Consider the following 16,264-nt stretch of genomic DNA (forward strand, 5'->3'; position numbering starts at 1 on the left):
TCGAACGATCCGCCGCAATTTTCCATAATCTCTGTCTGCCAAGGATTTCGCATGATCGCGGAATCCGGCAGCCAACGGGCGGACACTGGCGACGACGCCGATGCGGTATCCGCGCCGGCGCCGATGGCGGCACGGCGGTTTGTCGCCGCGCCACCGCTGGTACCCGAACAGCAATTGGCCAGGCAGCAAGGCCTGCCGCTCCTGACCTTCGTTGTCATCCTGGCGCTGGCGGGCCTGTCGCATCTGACCGGCGCGCCGATCTTCATCAGCCTCGCACTGCTGGCGACCGGCCTCGCTGGCCTTGCCATGCATCTACACGCCAGACGTCGCGTCCATCGTACCGCGGTGCTGTTTGACGAGACCACTGCCCGCAGCCGCGCCGAGATCGAGACGCTGGCCGACCGCATGTGGGAGATGCAGGAAAGCGAGGAGCGCTTTCGCGGTCTCATCGACGCGCTTGGCGACCTCGTCATCCACCGCGATCGCGACGGTTACATCGTCTATGCCAACAAGGTGTTCGCCGATCTGGTCGGTACCGATCAGCGCGACCTTGCCGGAAAGACGTTGGCCGAACTCGGCATCGAAGTCGGCATCGTTCCCGATGCCGCCTTTTCCGATCACGAGTGCCTGAGCTCTACCGACGTCGCCATCCGCACGCCGAGCGGCCCGCGCTGGTTCTCGTGGATCGAGCTGTCGGTGCGCGAGAAGGACAGCGGCGCGGTTTCGCATCGCGCCATCGCCCGCGACATCACCGCCCGCAAGCGCGCCGAATCCTCGCTGATTACAGCGCGCGAGCGAGCCGAATATGCCAGCCAGGCCAAATCGCGCTTCCTCGCCACCGTCAGCCATGAAATCCGCACGCCGATGAACGGCATCATGGGCATGGCGAGGCTCTTGGCCGACACCAGCCTGTCGGCGGAGCAGCAGACCTATGTCGGCGCCATCTCGACCTCCGCCAGCGCCCTGCTCGCCCTGATCGAGGACCTGCTCGACTATTCCAAGATCGAGGCCGGACGCTTCGATCCGGAACCGCAGCCCATGTCGGTGCGCGAGATCGCCGAGAACATCATCGAACTGCTGGCGGCGCGCGCCTTCGCCAAGGATATCGGCCTCGGTTGTCACGTCGAGCCGGACGTACCGCAAATGATCACCGCCGATCCGGGCCGGGTCAGGCAGGTGCTGCTCAACCTCATCGGCAACGCCATCAAGTTCACCGACAGCGGCGGCGTGCTGGTCAGCGTGGCGCGTGCCCGCGCCGAGACCAGCGACCGCATCTGCTTCACCATCGCCGACACCGGTCCCGGCCTGCGCGACGAGGACATGGAGCGGATCTTCGAGGAATTCGAGCAGGCCGACGGCACGTCGACGCGCGCGCATGGCGGGGCCGGTCTTGGACTTGCCATCTCCAAGCGCCTGGTGGCTGCCATGGGCGGCACGATCTCGGTCTCCAGCCGGCTTGGCCAGGGATCGGAATTCGTCTTCGAAATCCCGGCCATAGCAGCCACCGAGGCGCCACAGGGCCGGCTCAATGCCCTTGCCGGCAGGCGCGCGGTGATCCTGTCGAAGAACACCGTTGAAGCCGACGCCATCGCTCGCACCATCCGCGCCAATGGCGGCACCGCCGGGATCGCCACCACCGTGGCGCAGGCCGCGTCCTTTGCCGATGCCTGCGACGTGCTTCTGGTCGACGCGGCCATGGAAGAGAGCGACGGACGGCTGCTCAAGCGGTTGCGCCAAAGCGGCCTTTCCGATTGCGAAGCCGTCACGCTGATCGCGCCGACCGACCGCGGCATGCTTGGCGAATTCCGCGCCAGCGGCTACGCGACCTTCCTGGCCCGGCCGGTGCGCGGAGGAACACTTTTGCGTGTGCTTTTGAGCAACCATGCGTCGGCTCTGGCCCAGCCCCATCCGGAAATGCGCCGCATCCCGGCGCTTCGCGCCGCCGGCGAGCGCCAGCAGGGCCTTTCCGTGCTGATCGCCGAAGACAACGACATCAATGCCATGCTGGCGCGCGCCACGCTGTTGAAGGCCGGGCATCGCGTCAAGGTGGTCGGCAACGGCAAGGCCGCCGTCGAGGCCATCACCAGCGCCGGACATAAGCACCGCTTCGACGTGGTGCTGATGGACCTGCATATGCCGGTCATGGACGGGTTGGACGCAATTGCGGCCATACGCCGCCATGAGGAGGAAACGGCCGTGGCGCCCGTGCCGATCATGGTGCTGTCAGCCGACAGCCAGGAAAAGACCCGTCATGCCGTGCTCGCCCATGGCGCCAGCGGCTTCGTGACCAAGCCGCTGGACCCGGACGCCCTGGTCACCGCCGTCGAGAGCCAGGTGGCCGCCTGAGCTGTTTTTTTCCGGCCGCGCCGCGAATGCATGTCGCCTTAAAGCGGCCCTGGTTCCGTGAGGATGACATCCATGAAAACAATGGCTTGAGGCGCGTTGCCTCGATCCGTGCGGACGCGGGGCGCCTCGACTCTGCTCACCGAACATAGCCGGTTGACCGTTTTCGCCAGCCGACGAAGTATTGCCCGCGACGGCGTATCACGGTACTGTCACAATCCTGTTGCACCTACACCGTATCCCCGTGCCAAGAGGGATGGCTCGAAGGAGAATCACTCGTGCATACAGTTATGCCGGAATGTGACACTCGGCCGAACGCCAGCAGCGCCTTGCTCGCCGGGCGTAACGTCGATTCCGTCATGAAGGGCGCAGCGCTCGGCCGTATCGGCAACCTCGAAGTGCGGCTTGCCCGCAACGAGGCCGAGATCGCGGCCGCGCAGGAAGTGCGCTACCGTGTTTTCTACGACGAGCTTGGCGCCAGGAAGGATCTGTTCCAGGCGCAGGATCGGCGTGACGCCGACCGGTTCGATCCGCTCTGCGATCATTTGCTTGTCTTCGACAATTCGATTTCCGGTCCCGAGCACCGCCGCATCGTCGGCACCTACCGCCTGCTGCGGCAAGAGATCGCGGCCGTTGCCGGAGGCTTCTATTCCGAAGGCGAATTCGAGCTGACCAAGCTCATCGCCCGTCATCCCGGCCAGCGTTTTCTCGAACTCGGCCGTTCCTGTGTTTTGCCCGAGTACCGGTCGAAGCGCACCATCGAGGCGCTGTGGCAGGGCATCTGGGCCTACATCAATCACTACGAGATCGGCGTGATGACCGGCTGCGCTTCCTTCCACGGCACCGTGCCGGCGGCGCATGCCGAGGCGCTCACCTATCTTGCCCATCACTGCCGGACCAACTCGGCGTGGGATGTGCGCGCCGTATCCGGGCGCTATTGCTCCATGGACCTGATGCCGATCGAGGCGGTCAACGCCAAGGCGGCGATCGCGGCCATGCCGCCCTTGGTCAAGGGTTATCTGCGGGTCGGCGCCCGCATCGGCGACGGCTGCGTCATCGATCGCGAATTCTCGACGGTCGACGTCTTCGTGGTGATGCCGGTCAAGGAGATCGGTGCCCGCTACGTCAACTATTATGGCGGAGAAGCGCAGCGCTTCGCGGCCTAGTGAGCAGCAGTGATAACCACCACTGACTACTGACTAATCCCTAGTCACCCTTACGGAATGTCTTCGGGCCGCCGGCCGGGCCGGCTCTTGTAGGACGCAAACGCCCAGCCAAAGCGCAGCGCACCACCACGCACGGCGAACGCCACGGCGAAGCCGGCCAAACCGGAGACAATCTGCGGCAATCCGGCGACATCGCCCAGGGTGAAGATGGCGGCGCCCGCCAGAGCGGCCGTGACATAGATCTCCGGCCTCAGCAGCACCGAAGGTTCCCCTGCCAGGAGATCGCGCAATATGCCGCCGAAGGTCGCGGTCAGCATGCCGGTGATGATCGAAACCACCGGCGAACCGGTGATTGCCAGACCCTTCGCCGCGCCCATCACCGAAAAGGCGGCCAGCCCGATGGCGTCGAGCCACAGCAGCAGTTTGTAGCGGGACTCGACCCGATGCGCGGTGAAGAAGACCAGGACCGCCACGATAGCGCAAATCAGCACATAGTCGCGGTTCACCACCCAGAAGACAGGCACATTGAGGATGAGGTCGCGAAAGGTGCCGCCGCCGATCCCGGTGATGCTGGCCAGAAACAAGAACCCGATAATGTCGAGCTGTTTGCGAGACGCGGCCAACGCCCCGGTCGCCGCAAAAACAGCAACGCCGGCATAATCGAGAAGGGCGATGGGATTCAAAGACATGAGGCAGTAGGCGGTGGGGATTAGGGATTGGCGTATGAATAGCACGAAGCCGTGCGATTGATACGTCTCCTTAGTTCCGTACTGCCTACTGCCTACTGCCTATTCCCTTACTACGCGTCCTTCTCGGCCTGCTCATTGACCGGCCCCGGCTCGACGGGTGCCTCGGCGGCGATCTTGGGTCCGCCCTTGGCGACGCCGACCATGGCCGGGCGCAGCACGCGCTCCCCGATCGAATAGCCTGGCTGCACGACTTGGACCACCGTATTGGCCGGCACATCGGGATTGGGCACTTCGAACATCGCCTGGTGGAAATTGGGATCGAACTTCTCGCCCTCCGGAGCGAGTTTCTTGACCCCATGCCGTTCCAGCGCCGACAGCATGGCGCGTTCGGTCAGGTCGACGCCTTCGATCAGTGCCTTGAAACCGGCATCACCAGATGCCTTGGCCTCGGCGGGAATGGCGTCGAGCGCGCGGCGCAGATTGTCCGACACCGACAGCATGTCGCGCGCGAAATTCGCAACCGCATAGGTGCGCGCGTCGTGCACGTCGCGCGCGGTGCGGCGGCGCAGGTTCTCCATCTCGGCCGCGACACGCAAAGCGCGGTCCTTCAGCTCTTCATTTTCCTTCAGCAGCCGCACAAGCGCTTCATAGTCGCCATCGATGCTGCCTTCCGTGCGCTCGGCATTGGCCTCGGCCGCCTCCGCTTCACTGGGCACGCGTTCGTCTTTTGCCTGGTCGCTCATCGCCGTTTCCCGTTATCTCGAATGGTCTGGATTTTGTGCCCGATATCGAGGTTCGGCGGCCAAAAATCAAGGGGTAAGCGCCCCTCGGCCTTTGGCCGGCACTAAGCCGTGACCGGCGGTGATACTTCGATTTTAATTCAAATTTTACCGTACTTGCCAGCTTTGCTTGCCACAAGGGCGTGATGCGGGAACCATTCCCTTGCTGGAGGAGTTTCGGAACCGACATAGGATTTTGAAATGATGACCCGCAACAAGGCTGAAAAGGGAGAACGGCTCGCCACGGAGGTCCGGCGCCAGCTCGGTGCCGAGGCGATGACCCGCTTTTTGCGCACCTTGCCGGCTTTCCGCACCGAGGCCGACATTCCCGACCGCTTCAGGCAATTGCTCGACCGCCTCGACCGATTGGAGGATGGGGACGTAAGCTGGCGACGCCAGTAAGGCTCTCGCCAGGATTCTTACGCGACAATTACGCGCGGTAATTTCGCGTGATAGTCGCCTTGCGGCGGCGGCACGCCCCGCCTATGGTTCGTGATGAACATGATTTCCCCCGACGCGGCCGCTAACAGCAAGCGCGCCTGGCTGAAGATTCTGGCGCGCTACAAGAAGCCGGACCGGCGGCGCAGTGCCATCGAACTCGCCATCACCCTTATCCCGTTTGCCACGCTCTGGGCGCTCTCTTCGGCCGCCTATGCCTATGGCCATTGGTGGGGGCTGGTCCTGATCCTTCCGGCGGCTGGGTTCCTGGTGCGCATCTTCATGATCCAGCATGATTGCGGCCATGGTTCCTTCTTCGCCAATCGTGTCGCCGACGACTGGATCGGCCGCGCGCTCGGCGTCCTGACGCTGACGCCCTACGACTGCTGGCGCCGTGCCCACGCGACACATCATGCCGGCGCCGGCAATCTCGACGAGCGCGGCATGGGCGACATCCGGACCCTGACCGTTGCCGAATACCGGCGGATGTCCTGGCGTGGCCGCCTGGCCTATCGGCTTTACCGCCATCCGCTGGTGATGTTCGGTCTCGGGCCGATCTGGCTGTTCATCTTCTCGCAAAGGCTGCCTGTCGGCATGATGCGCGGCGGGCTGACACCCTGGGTGTCGTCAATGATCACCAATCTCGCCATCGCGCTTGCGGCGGCCTTGCTCATCTGGGCCGTTGGCCCCGGTGCGTTCCTGGTTGTCCATCTGCCGATCGTCATTCTCGCCGGTTCGGCCGGCATCTGGCTGTTCTATGTCCAGCACCAGTTCGAGGAGACGGAATGGGCAAAGGATGACGAATGGGAATTCCAGCGCGCCGCCTTGCATGGCTCGTCCTATTACGATTTGCCGCCGGTGCTGAACTGGTTCACCGGCAATATCGGCGTCCACCACGTCCATCACCTCTCCGCCAAGGTGCCGGGCTACCGGCTGCAGGAAGTGCTGCGCGATTATCCGGAACTGCGCGGCATCGGTCGCGTCACGCTGCTCGAGAGCCTGCGCTGCGTCAAACTCGCATTGTGGGACGAAAACCGCCGCAAGCTGGTGTCGTTCCGTGAGGCGCGGGCGGCGGTATAGCGCTTACCTTCTCCCCGTCACTATACGGGGAGAAGGTGCCGGCAGGCGGATGAGGGGCGGCGCCGGACTTTCACGTGATTGAAAGCGGCAGCGAACGATACTGTAGCTTAGAGCAATTCCAGGAAAAGTGTGAGACGGTTTTCTGTCCGGAATTGCATCAAAACAAGAAGTTAGAGCAGATTGCCGTTTCCGTGAAACGGTGAACTGCTCTAAGCCTCAGGCCGCCTGACGCTCGTCGCGCATCAGCATCTCGCCGTGGCGGATTTCCGTGCCCAGCACCTTCAGGCATTCGCGGATGAAGTTGGATAGGCCGGGCCAGCCCTTGGCCGACACCAGATTGCCGTCGACATGGGCGCCGGTCGGCGCGACATCGATGTAGATGCCGCCGGCCAGCGTCACTTCCGGTTCGCAATAGTGGAGCGCCGCCACTTCCCTGCCCCGCACCACACCATCGACCGCGATCAGGATCTGCACGCCATGGCAGATGGTGAAGATCGGCTTGCCGGCCTCGTGGAAATGCCGCACCAGCGCCTGCACCCGCTTGTCGATGCGGATGTATTCCGGTCCGCGCCCGCCCGCCGCGTAGACGGCGTCGTATTTGGCCGGATCCACCTCGGCAAACGTCTTGTTGAGGATATAGTCGTGGCCGGGCTTTTCCGTATAGGTCTGGTGGCCTTCGAAGTCGTGCAGCGAAGTCTTCAGGACATCACCCGCCTTCTTGTCCGGGCACACGACGTGGACGGTGTGTCCGACGGCATGCATGGCCTGTTCGAAAACGAAAATCTCATATTCCTCGCTGAACTCGCCAACGAGCATCAGTATCTTCTTGCCAGCCATCCCGGTTCCTCCCTTGCGGCCATTTATTTCGGGTCACGAAATAATAATGCCATCCTACGGCCAAGACGTGCTTTGGGAAAGAGAGAAACGCAAAATTGGTCGGACCAGTTTGGCAAAATTCCACCTCTCTCAGACGCGGTGCTATCACCTCGACTGAAAAGGGTTCACCTGGTTCGACCAGACTGCCGCAAGAGGTGGCATGGAGGACAAGCTCACGTCAGCTGGAGCGCACGCGCCGCCACGAATATTTTGGGCCTTTGGGTTCCGGCACCGCGGCTGGCTGGTAATAGAGTCCCAATCCGCCTGTGCGGCCCTCTTCCAGGCGCTTCAACAGCACAGGGTTCGAGATCTCGAATTCGTCGAAGCCGAGCCGCAGCATATGCGGCAACTGGTCGACCAGAACCTGCCCGGTGGCGCGCACCGCGCCTTCGAAATGGTAGCGGCTGCGCAGTAATTCGCCCTTGGAGAAGGAGCGACCGTCGCTGAAAGCCGGGAAAGCGAGCGCCACCAGCGACAGTTGGTCGAGCAGGTCGGCGATCTTCTCGAGCTGATCGCCGGGCTGCAGCAGGACGCCGAGCCGCTCCCTGGCGGAAAGGCGCACCTCCGGATCAAGATCAAGGAACGGCTGCAGCGGCAGGATGAAGCGGCCATTGCCGGAAAGCGCGTCCGCGTTTTCCGCATGGGCCCACTCGTCCTCGCGAAAACCCTCCGGGGTCCAGAGCCGGGTCTCCGGTGTCGTCGGTCCAGTCATCAAAATTCCCAAAATTCGAAGAGCTCAAGGGTGTGTTGAAATGCAGGTCAGGCCACGTCGAAAACGGCTGCTTCCGAGAACCGGAGCGGAGCGTACTTGAAGTACGTGAGCACCGGAAGCGCAGGAAGCCGCCGTTTGCAGACCGGCCTCACCTGAATTGCAACATACCCTATAGTGATGCGTCGGTCAGCGAAACTTCCAGCCCCGACAGATGAATGCCGCACTCGGTCTTGGCATGACCTGCCCAGCGGCCGCTGCGCGCGTCCTCGCCCGGCTGCACCGGCTGCGTGCACGGGAAGCAGCCGATCGAGAGATAGCCGTAGGCGACGAGCGGATTTTCGCGCAGGACATGCGCGCGCATATAGTCCGCCTGATCCGATGTCGTCCAATGCGCCAGCGGATTGATGCGGATGCGCGGGCCGACCGCCTCGAACACCGGAAGTGCTGCCCGTGTCGAGGCCTGGAAGCGCTTGCGCCCGGTCAACCAGGCGCGGAAGGGTGCGACCCCACGCGCCAGCGGCTCGACCTTGCGCACATTGCAGCAGGCATCGGTGTCGCACTGGTGGAGATTGCCCGTCGGATCGATCCGCTCAAGTGCAGCCTCCTCCGGCTTGATGACCTGGATGTTGGTCAGCCCGAAATCGGCGACGAGCGCGTCGCGGTAGCCGAGCGTCTCCTCGAAATGCTTGCCGGTGTCGAGAAAGATGACCGGTAGCGACCGGTCGATCTCGGCGATCATGTGCAGCAGCACTGCGGAATCCGCGCCGAAGGACGACACGGCCGCGATCTCGTCGCGGAACAGTTCGCCGGCCGTGCGTTCGATGATCTCGAGCGGCTTCAGATGGCCGTAGAGCGCGTCGAGCCCCGCCGCCTTGGCGGCGACGCCGTCATCGACATCGACTATACGGTCAAGCGGCCTTGGCTTCGCCAGCATAGAGCGCCTCCTTGAACGGCGCGGGACCGACACGGCGGTAGGCGTCGATGAATTTTTCCTGTGGGTCGAGCCGAAGGCCGAGATAGGTGTCGACGATCGTCTCGATGGCATCGGTGATCTCATCGGACGAGAAGCCGCGGCCGATGATCTCGCCGACCGACGTGTTCTCGTCGGCGGAGCCGCCAAGCGTGACCTGATAGAGCTCGGAGCCCTTCTTCTCGACGCCGAGGATGCCGATATGGCCGACATGGTGATGGCCGCAGGCATTGATGCAGCCTGAGATCTTCAGCTTCAGTTCGCCGATCTCGCGCTGCCGTTCCAGCGAGGCGAAACGGCGCGAGATTTCCTGCGCGATCGGGATCGAGCGTGCGGTCGCTAGCGCGCAATAGTCGAGGCCCGGGCACGAGATGATGTCCGAGATCAGGTTGGAATTGGCTGTCGCCAGGCCGATGGCGACCAGGGCGTCATAGACCGCCTTGAGGTCGGCGCGCGCCACATGCGGCAGGATCAGGTTCTGCTCATGGCTGACGCGAAGCTCGTCGAAGGCGTATTTTTCGGCGATGTCGGCCACCGCTTCCATCTGGCTGTCCGAGGCGTCGCCCGGCACGTCGCCGATGCCCTTGAGCGAAATCGTCACCGCCGCGTAGTCAGGATGGCGGTGCGTCACCACATTCTGGTCGAGCCACTCCGAGAAGCCCTTGGAATCGAGGCGAGCCAGCTTGACGGCCTCGTCGCCATCGGGCCGATCAACCAGCGCCGGCGGCGCGAAATACGCTTCGATGGCGCGGATGTCGGCATCCGGCAGTTTCAGCTCGGCGTCCTTCAACTCCTGCCACTCGGCCTCGACCTGCCGGGTGATTTCCTCGACCCCGGTCTCATGGACGAGGATCTTGATGCGCGCCTTGTACTTGTTGTCGCGGCGGCCATAGAGATTGTAAACGCGCAGGATCGCCGTGCAGTAGGACAGAAGGTCGGCTTCCGGCAGGAAGTCACGGATTTTTCGCGCCACCATCGGCGTGCGGCCCTGACCGCCACCGATATAGACGGCGAAGCCGAGCTCGCCGGCGGCGTTCTTCTTCAGATGCAGCCCGATGTCATGCGTCTGGATGGCGGCACGGTCGCGCTCGGCACCCGTCACCGCGATCTTGAATTTTCTGGGCAGGAACGAGAATTCCGGATGCACCGACGACCATTGCCGCAGGATTTCCGCATAGGGGCGTGGATCGGCGGCCTCGTCGGCGGCAGCCCCGGCAAAATGGTCGGCGGTAACGTTGCGAATGCAATTGCCGCTGGTCTGGATGGCGTGCATCTCCACACTTGCCAGATCAGCCAGGATCGCCGGAATGTCCGACAGCGCCGGCCAGTTGAACTGGATGTTCTGACGCGTGGTGAAATGTCCGTAGCCCTTGTCGTATTTGCGGGCGATGTGGCCGAGCATGCGCAACTGCTTGCCGTTCAGTGTGCCATAGGGCACCGCTATGCGCAGCATATAGGCGTGCAGTTGCAGATAGACGCCGTTCATCAGCCGCAGCGGCCGGAACTGGTCCTCGGTGATCTCGCCGGACAGCCGGCGCTGGACCTGGTCGCTGAACTCGGCGACGCGGGCCTGGACAAAATCGTGGTCGAACTCATCGTAACGGTACATGCTTCGTCTTTCAGGGCGCGTCCGCCCGTTTCATTTGGTATTCTGGCTAGGCTGTCCGCTCGGCCTGCTTGCCGAGATCGCCACGGATCGTCGGGCCCGCGGCGCGGATCTTCTCGCGCAGCCGCACGGGCTCGACCACGCCGTCAACGATTTCCGCGTCGATCAGGTTGACGTCGACCACCTCGTTGGCGGCAAACGCCCTGGCGCCGATCGCCTCCAGGCGATCCTCGGCAGCTTTGTCGTGGGCAAGGTCCGCCTGATCCACCGTCTCGGCCCAGCCGCCATCGGCGTACCAGACGGCAATGCCGTCGCCGAGGCGATTGGCGGTCAATATCTTCATGGCTGAACTCCTTCGGCAGCGACGGACGCACCTGTAACCCTGTGTGCCGCGAGCGGCTCGGATCGCTCGAAATTGGCCCCAGCGACGGCATCGCCGATAATGGTCATGACCGGGCCGGAAAGATCGGCCCGTGCTTCCAGCGACGGCAGATCGGCCAGCGTGCCATGGAAACGGCGGCGGTTGGCAAGGCTGGCATTCTCGACCACGGCGACCGCCGTATCCGGCGAAAGACCGGCTTCGATCAGCCGGCCGGCAACCTCGGCGGCGACCGAGCGGCCCATATAGACGGCGACCGTGGCGCCGGAAATGGCGAGCCTGGCCCAGTCCGGCAGCGAATTGCCCTTCAGATCGTGGCCGGTGGTGAAAACCATCGACGAGGAGACACCGCGCAAGGTGAGCGGCAGCTCGAAATCGGCGGCGGCGGCAAAGGCCGCGGTGACACCCGGAACCACCTCATAGGCGATGCCGGCGTCACGCAGTGCCGCCATCTCCTCGCCGGCGCGGCCGAACACCAGCGGATCGCCCGACTTCAGCCGCACCACCCGCTTGCCCTGGCGGCCAAGTTCCACCAGCAGCGCATTGATTTCGGCCTGGCTCTTGGTATGGCAGCCCTTGCGTTTTCCGACCGCCAGGCGCTCGGCATCACGTCGGCCCATGGCGATAACCGCCTCCGGCACCAGCGCGTCATGGACGATGACATCGGCCTCCATCAGCAGGCGATGCGCCCGCAGCGTCAGCAGATCCTCGGCGCCCGGGCCGGCGCCAACCAGCGCGATGTGACCTGATGCCGGCGCGTTCGACAGGAGCAGATCAGTCGCCGCCTCATACGCTCGCGAAAGCTCGCCAGCCTCTATGGCACGCGCCGGCGCACCGCCGAAGAAGTCGCTCCAGAACCGGCGACGAATATTGCCTTTGGGCAGTCTCTCGGCGGCGGCGCGGAACGAAGCAGCGAGCGCCGCCAGCCCACCGAACGACGGCGACAGCATGCGGTCGATGCGGCTGCGCAGCATCTGGGCAAGCACCGGGCCTGCCCCTTCGGTGCCGATGGCGATGGCGACCGGCGCGCGATTGACCAGCGCAGGGGTGAAGAAATCGCAGAGTTCCGGCCGGTCGACGGCATTGACCGGAATACCCAGCCGGCGCGCGTCCGCTGCGACGCGGCGGTCAAGCTCCCCATCGCCGCTGGCGGCAAACACCATGACCGCACCGTCAAGTTGTGAGACATCGTAGGCCGCCGCGATATGGCTGGCACCGGACTGGGCGATGAAGGCAAGCAGATCCGGTTCGGCATTTTGGGCGATGATGCGCAGGACCGCGCTCGACTGTCCGATCAGCCGCGCCTTGGCCAGCGCCTGATCACCGCCGCCGACAACGGCCACAGCTTCACCCTCGACCCGCACGAAGACGGGAAAGGCGTTGAGCTTGGCATCGACCTGCGGCATGTGAAACGCAATCCAGGAACAGTGTCGCGGTTTTACGCCCGGGCGCGAAAAACCAGAAGCAAAGCACTCGCGCATCCGGTGATGGCAGGCAATCGCTTTTCCGCAACGGCGAAAGGCAGGAGAAAAATATTCCGCACGGTGGGCGTGGGCGGCGTCAAGTAGCCGGTTCGAGCCTTCATTTTAGCGGATTTTAGCCGTCGGCGTCCTGCCTCGCAAAACAGTTTTTTCCAATTTCTACTATTTTTGTAGATTAAAGATGTCCGCCGATCCTTGGGGTCCGCCGCCACGGCTTTCGGTTCACCTTGGGTTGGAACGTTGCCGGGCTGGAACGCGTTCCGAATAGTCTCATACTCAAGAAGGAGCGCTATCATGAATACGATCAGGTTGAAGCACGGTATCTGGGTTTTGGTGGCCGACGGCGAAAAGGCGCTCTTCCTCAAGAATGTCGGCGACAGCAAGTATCCCAACCTTGAAGTCATACAGGTGGTGGAGCAGGAAAACCCGCCCACGCGCGAGCAAGGGACCGACAGCCCCGGCCGATACAATGACGGCCCCTCCGTGCACCGCAGCGCGGTCGAGGATACCGACTGGCACCGCATAGGCAAGGAACGCTTCGCCGACGAGATCGCCGGCCGGCTTTACAAGCTCGCCCATGGCGGCGCCTTCGACAGCATCGTTCTCGTCGCTCCGCCGATAGTGCTCGGCGCCATGCGCAAGAAGCTGCACAAGGAAGTCGAGGACAAGGTCGCGGGGGAAATTCCAAAGACGATGACCAACCACGCCATCCCTGAGATCGAGGCTCTGTTGCAGGCAGTCTGACCGCGGACGGTCCGTCGGCCAGGGAGGCGCGCACCGCGCTGGCATTCGACCGGACCGGCAGCCTTTCGGCCCGCTCGAGTATTTGTCGCCCCACCGCCGTTTTTCGCGCCCTTGCGGGTTGCGTCACCGTCGCCCTTTCCACCATATTGCGCATGAGGCGGCGGCTCCGGGCGGCGCATATCCGACATCGTCAGCTTGAAAGGCGCGCAAAACACAATGCCGCATGACACGCCCCTTATCGCCACCATCGTCGCCGGTCTGGGGCTCGCTTTCATCTTTGGCGCTCTCGCCAACCGTTTCCGCATTCCGCCGCTGGTCGGCTATCTCGTAGCCGGTGTGCTGGTCGGGCCGAACACGCCCGGCTTCGTCGCCGATGCCAGTCTTGCCAACGAACTGGCCGAAATCGGCGTCATCCTGCTGATGTTCGGCGTCGGCCTGCACTTCTCGCTGAAGGATCTTTTGTCGGTCCGCGCCATCGCCGTGCCGGGCGCGATCGTTCAGATCGGCTTTGCCACGCTGCTCGGCATCGGGCTTGCCTGGATGCTCGGCTGGTCGATGGGCGCGGGTGTGGTGTTCGGCCTGGCGCTGTCGGTGGCCTCCACCGTGGTGCTGCTGCGTGCCTTGCAGGAGCGCCGCCTGATCGAGACCGAGCGCGGCCGCATCGCCGTCGGCTGGCTGATCGTCGAGGATCTGGCCATGGTGCTGGCGCTGGTGCTGCTGCCGGCCCTTGCCGGTGTACTGGGTGGCCAGGAGCAGGCGGATGTGCACTCGAGCGGCCTGCTGTCGCTGCCGGCCAGCTACGGCATCTGGGGCGTCGTCGGCATCACGCTGGCCAAGGTCGCCGCCTTCGTCATAGTCATGCTGGTGGTCGGCCGCCGGGTCATTCCCTGGATCCTGCACTATGTCGCCTATACCGGGTCGCGCGAACTGTTCCGTCTCTCGGTGCTGGCCATTGCGCTCGGCGTCGCCTTCGGCGCGGCCAAGCTGTTTGGTGTGTCGCTCGCATTGGGCGCCTTCTTCGCCGGCATGATCATGAGCGAATCGGAGCTCAGTCACCGTGCGGCGGAAGAATCGCTGCCGCTGCGCGATGCTTTTTCAGTGCTGTTCTTCGTCTCCGTCGGCATGCTGTTCGATCCGTTCAGCCTCATTAGCAACGGACTGCCGATCCTGGCCACGCTCGCCATCATCGTCATCGGCAAGTCGCTGGCGGCGTTCGTCATCGTCGTCGCCTTCGGCTATCCCCTGGCCACAGCCTTGATGATTTCGGCCAGCCTTGCCCAGATCGGCGAATTCTCCTTCATCCTGGCGGAACTCGGCGTCGGGCTGAAACTGTTGCCCGAACAAGGGCGCGACCTGATCCTGGCCGGTGCGATCCTATCGATCGTGCTCAATCCGCTGATGTTCCTGGTCATCGACTGGATGAAGCCGTGGCTGGAGGCTCGTGCCGCCAGGACGACAGCGCCGGCGGACACAAAGCCGGTCGGTCCGGCGACCGAACCAGGCCAGGTGGCCTCGGTTGCCTCGACTTTTCAAAAGGAAGACGGCCCACCACCGAAGACTACACTCACCGGCCATGCCATCCTGATCGGCTACGGCCGCGTCGGCAGTCTCGTCGGTGCCGCGCTGAAAGAAGCGGCCCTGCCCTTCCTCGTCATCGAGGACGCCGACAAGACGCTGGCCAAGCTGAAAGCCGACAATATCGAGACCGTGGCCGGCAATGCCGCCAACGCCGAGGTGTTCGCCGCCGCCAATCCCGAAGGCGCCAGGCGGCTGATCCTCGCCATCCCCAATGCGTTCGAGGCCGGCCAGATCGTGTTGCGGGCACGCGCCGCCAATCCCAACATCAACGTCGTCGCCCGCGCCCATTCCGATGCCGAGGTCGACCATCTCAAGGGGCTCGGCGCCGACACGGTGATCATGGGCGAGCGCGAGATCGCGCGTGGCATTGTCGAAGAGGTCTTGGGCAACCATGCCGGGCAAAAGCCAGTTCGCGATGCCATGGCGGAAGGCGCAGGAGCCGCGCCTATCGCTTCACAATCGTGAGGCCCGCGTCGATCAGCTATGTCCTGAAGAGCCGATAAATTCAGTGATGCGATCCAGGATCTCGCATGATGCTCAAGCTTGCGGTCCATTCATAAATCAAATCAAATCAGCAGCGACCCAATGATGTTGGTCTCCGCGAAACGCCCATATCCACGAGCCGGCTCGCTCACACGTGCTGGCCGCCATTGATGTGGATTTCCGAGCCGGTCACGTAGGACGCCTGCCCCGAGCACAGGAAGAAGATGATGTCGGCGACTTCCGCAGTGGTGCCAAGCCGGCGCAGCGGAATGGTCTCGACGATCTTTTCCGTACCCGGCGACAAGATCGCCGTGTCGATCTCGCCCGGCGCGATGGCGTTGACCCGGATGCCGTGCGGGCCGAAATCATGCGCCATCTCGCGCGTCAGCGAGCCGAGGGCCGCCTTCGAGGTGGCATAGGCGGTGCCGGCGAAGGGATGAACGCGGGTGCCGGCGATCGAGGTGACGTTGACGATCGAGCCCCTGGCCGCCGCCAACTCCTTGAACAGGCCGCGCGCCAGCATGATCGGCGCGAAGAAATTGACCTGGAACACATCGCGCCAGACATGCATGGGCGTGTCGATCGAGTTCATGCGGCTGTTGCCGTCCTTGAGCTTCGGCGAAATCCCGGCATTGTTGACCAGCGCGTGCAGCTGGCCGCCATGCGATTCCAGCCGGTGACGGATTTCCGAAACGGCGATGCCGACATCCTCCTGGTCGGCGAGGTCGACCTTGATGTGATCCTCGGGGCCGGCCGGCCATGGGCAATCCTCGGCAAATGCCTGGCGCGAACAGGTGATGACGCGCCAGCCCTCGCGCGAAAAGCGTTTGACCGTCGCATGGCCGATGCCGCGGCTGGCGCCGGTCAGCACGATGGTTTTTCTGGTGTCGAGTTCAGCCATGTCGCGGTCTCCGGGCCGGAGATGTAGCCGAACGCCGCG

At 63.7% G+C, this 16,264-nt stretch carries 15 protein-coding genes; 6 read left to right on the forward strand and 9 right to left on the reverse strand.

Annotated features, from left to right (window positions below; translation table 11 throughout):
• Positions 1 to 51 precede the first annotated feature (51 nt).
• Together FJW03_RS19635 and FJW03_RS19640 are read left to right on the forward strand one after the other, a co-directional pair.
• The gene (locus FJW03_RS19635; RefSeq protein WP_140764688.1) at positions 52 to 2,346 is read left to right on the forward strand and encodes a PAS domain-containing hybrid sensor histidine kinase/response regulator; all 2,295 of its coding nucleotides are present in this window, start codon (positions 52 to 54) and stop codon (positions 2,344 to 2,346) included.
• A gap of 287 nt (positions 2,347 to 2,633) precedes the next feature.
• Positions 2,634 to 3,509, forward strand: a complete 876-nt coding sequence (locus FJW03_RS19640; RefSeq protein WP_181173261.1) for a GNAT family N-acetyltransferase — start codon at positions 2,634 to 2,636, stop codon at positions 3,507 to 3,509.
• A 50-nt stretch (positions 3,510 to 3,559) separates the two neighbouring features.
• Here FJW03_RS19640 and FJW03_RS19645 read toward each other — a convergent pair whose 3' ends face one another.
• A complete protein-coding gene (locus FJW03_RS19645) occupies positions 3,560 to 4,192 on the reverse strand; it encodes a trimeric intracellular cation channel family protein (protein WP_140609342.1) in 633 nt (210 codons plus the stop codon).
• Between the two features lie 116 nt (positions 4,193 to 4,308).
• Complete coding sequence (gene grpE, locus FJW03_RS19650) at positions 4,309 to 4,941, reverse strand: nucleotide exchange factor GrpE (RefSeq protein WP_140609199.1); 633 nt, start codon at positions 4,939 to 4,941, stop codon at positions 4,309 to 4,311.
• Between the two features lie 237 nt (positions 4,942 to 5,178).
• On the opposite strand from grpE, the gene FJW03_RS19655 reads away from it, so the two are divergent.
• Together FJW03_RS19655 and FJW03_RS19660 are read left to right on the forward strand one after the other, a co-directional pair.
• On the forward strand, positions 5,179 to 5,379 hold the full coding sequence (locus FJW03_RS19655) for a hypothetical protein (RefSeq protein WP_140744903.1): 201 nt from the start codon (positions 5,179 to 5,181) through the stop codon (positions 5,377 to 5,379).
• Positions 5,380 to 5,472: 93 nt separating this feature from the next.
• Positions 5,473 to 6,495 (forward strand): fatty acid desaturase, encoded by a 1,023-nt coding sequence (locus tag FJW03_RS19660; protein WP_140764682.1) that lies wholly within the window; start codon positions 5,473 to 5,475, stop codon positions 6,493 to 6,495.
• Positions 6,496 to 6,711: 216 nt separating this feature from the next.
• Here FJW03_RS19660 and FJW03_RS19665 read toward each other — a convergent pair whose 3' ends face one another.
• From FJW03_RS19665 to cysG, 6 genes are all read right to left on the reverse strand, one after another.
• On the reverse strand, positions 6,712 to 7,332 hold the full coding sequence (locus tag FJW03_RS19665) for a DJ-1/PfpI family protein (RefSeq protein WP_140764679.1): 621 nt from the start codon (positions 7,330 to 7,332) through the stop codon (positions 6,712 to 6,714).
• A 217-nt stretch (positions 7,333 to 7,549) separates the two neighbouring features.
• Positions 7,550 to 8,083, reverse strand: coding sequence for a DUF934 domain-containing protein (locus tag FJW03_RS19670; protein ID WP_140609207.1), 534 nt, complete (start codon positions 8,081 to 8,083; stop codon positions 7,550 to 7,552).
• 169 nt (positions 8,084 to 8,252) lie between these two features.
• Positions 8,253 to 9,017, reverse strand: a complete 765-nt coding sequence (locus FJW03_RS19675) for a phosphoadenylyl-sulfate reductase (protein WP_140764676.1) — start codon at positions 9,015 to 9,017, stop codon at positions 8,253 to 8,255.
• The gene (locus FJW03_RS19680; RefSeq protein ID WP_140764673.1) at positions 8,992 to 10,662 is read right to left on the reverse strand and encodes a nitrite/sulfite reductase; all 1,671 of its coding nucleotides are present in this window, start codon (positions 10,660 to 10,662) and stop codon (positions 8,992 to 8,994) included. Before FJW03_RS19680 ends, FJW03_RS19675 begins: the two co-directional genes overlap by 26 nt.
• A 46-nt stretch (positions 10,663 to 10,708) precedes the next feature.
• A complete protein-coding gene (locus tag FJW03_RS19685; protein ID WP_140764670.1) occupies positions 10,709 to 11,002 on the reverse strand; it encodes a DUF2849 domain-containing protein in 294 nt (97 codons plus the stop codon).
• The gene (gene cysG, locus FJW03_RS19690; protein ID WP_140764667.1) at positions 10,999 to 12,444 is read right to left on the reverse strand and encodes a siroheme synthase CysG; all 1,446 of its coding nucleotides are present in this window, start codon (positions 12,442 to 12,444) and stop codon (positions 10,999 to 11,001) included. Before cysG ends, FJW03_RS19685 begins: the two co-directional genes overlap by 4 nt.
• A gap of 369 nt (positions 12,445 to 12,813) precedes the next feature.
• Here cysG and FJW03_RS19695 point away from each other — a divergent pair, with 369 nt between their 5' ends.
• Positions 12,814 to 13,263 carry a host attachment protein gene (locus tag FJW03_RS19695; RefSeq protein ID WP_140609217.1) on the forward strand — a complete coding sequence of 150 codons (450 nt, stop codon included), beginning with the start codon at positions 12,814 to 12,816 and terminating at the stop codon, positions 13,261 to 13,263.
• Between the two features lie 216 nt (positions 13,264 to 13,479).
• Complete coding sequence (locus FJW03_RS19700) at positions 13,480 to 15,306, forward strand: cation:proton antiporter (RefSeq protein ID WP_140764665.1); 1,827 nt, start codon at positions 13,480 to 13,482, stop codon at positions 15,304 to 15,306.
• A 166-nt stretch (positions 15,307 to 15,472) separates the two neighbouring features.
• On the opposite strand, the gene FJW03_RS19705 is transcribed toward FJW03_RS19700, so the two are convergent.
• The gene (locus FJW03_RS19705; protein WP_140764662.1) at positions 15,473 to 16,225 is read right to left on the reverse strand and encodes an SDR family NAD(P)-dependent oxidoreductase; all 753 of its coding nucleotides are present in this window, start codon (positions 16,223 to 16,225) and stop codon (positions 15,473 to 15,475) included.
• Between the last annotated feature and the right edge of the window lie 39 nt (positions 16,226 to 16,264).

It is taken from the genome of Mesorhizobium sp. B4-1-4 (assembly GCF_006439395.2).
GTDB lineage: Bacteria > Pseudomonadota > Alphaproteobacteria > Rhizobiales > Rhizobiaceae > Mesorhizobium.

Excerpts from the sequence above, each read along its gene's own strand:
- FJW03_RS19635 (WP_140764688.1), top strand. The coding sequence starts at position 52 with ATGATCGCGGAATCCGGCAGCCAACGGGCGGACACTGGCGACGACGCC.
- FJW03_RS19640 (WP_181173261.1), top strand. The coding sequence starts at position 2,634 with ATGCCGGAATGTGACACTCGGCCGAACGCCAGCAGCGCCTTGCTCGCC.
- grpE (WP_140609199.1), bottom strand. The coding sequence starts at position 4,941 with ATGAGCGACCAGGCAAAAGACGAACGCGTGCCCAGTGAAGCGGAGGCG.
- FJW03_RS19655 (WP_140744903.1), top strand. The coding sequence starts at position 5,179 with ATGATGACCCGCAACAAGGCTGAAAAGGGAGAACGGCTCGCCACGGAG.
- FJW03_RS19660 (WP_140764682.1), top strand. The coding sequence starts at position 5,473 with ATGAACATGATTTCCCCCGACGCGGCCGCTAACAGCAAGCGCGCCTGG.
- FJW03_RS19665 (WP_140764679.1), bottom strand. The coding sequence starts at position 7,332 with ATGGCTGGCAAGAAGATACTGATGCTCGTTGGCGAGTTCAGCGAGGAA.
- FJW03_RS19670 (WP_140609207.1), bottom strand. The coding sequence starts at position 8,083 with ATGACTGGACCGACGACACCGGAGACCCGGCTCTGGACCCCGGAGGGT.
- FJW03_RS19675 (WP_140764676.1), bottom strand. The coding sequence starts at position 9,017 with ATGCTGGCGAAGCCAAGGCCGCTTGACCGTATAGTCGATGTCGATGAC.
- FJW03_RS19680 (WP_140764673.1), bottom strand. The coding sequence starts at position 10,662 with ATGTACCGTTACGATGAGTTCGACCACGATTTTGTCCAGGCCCGCGTC.
- FJW03_RS19685 (WP_140764670.1), bottom strand. The coding sequence starts at position 11,002 with ATGAAGATATTGACCGCCAATCGCCTCGGCGACGGCATTGCCGTCTGG.
- cysG (WP_140764667.1), bottom strand. The coding sequence starts at position 12,444 with ATGCCGCAGGTCGATGCCAAGCTCAACGCCTTTCCCGTCTTCGTGCGG.
- FJW03_RS19695 (WP_140609217.1), top strand. The coding sequence starts at position 12,814 with ATGAATACGATCAGGTTGAAGCACGGTATCTGGGTTTTGGTGGCCGAC.
- FJW03_RS19700 (WP_140764665.1), top strand. The coding sequence starts at position 13,480 with ATGCCGCATGACACGCCCCTTATCGCCACCATCGTCGCCGGTCTGGGG.
- FJW03_RS19705 (WP_140764662.1), bottom strand. The coding sequence starts at position 16,225 with ATGGCTGAACTCGACACCAGAAAAACCATCGTGCTGACCGGCGCCAGC.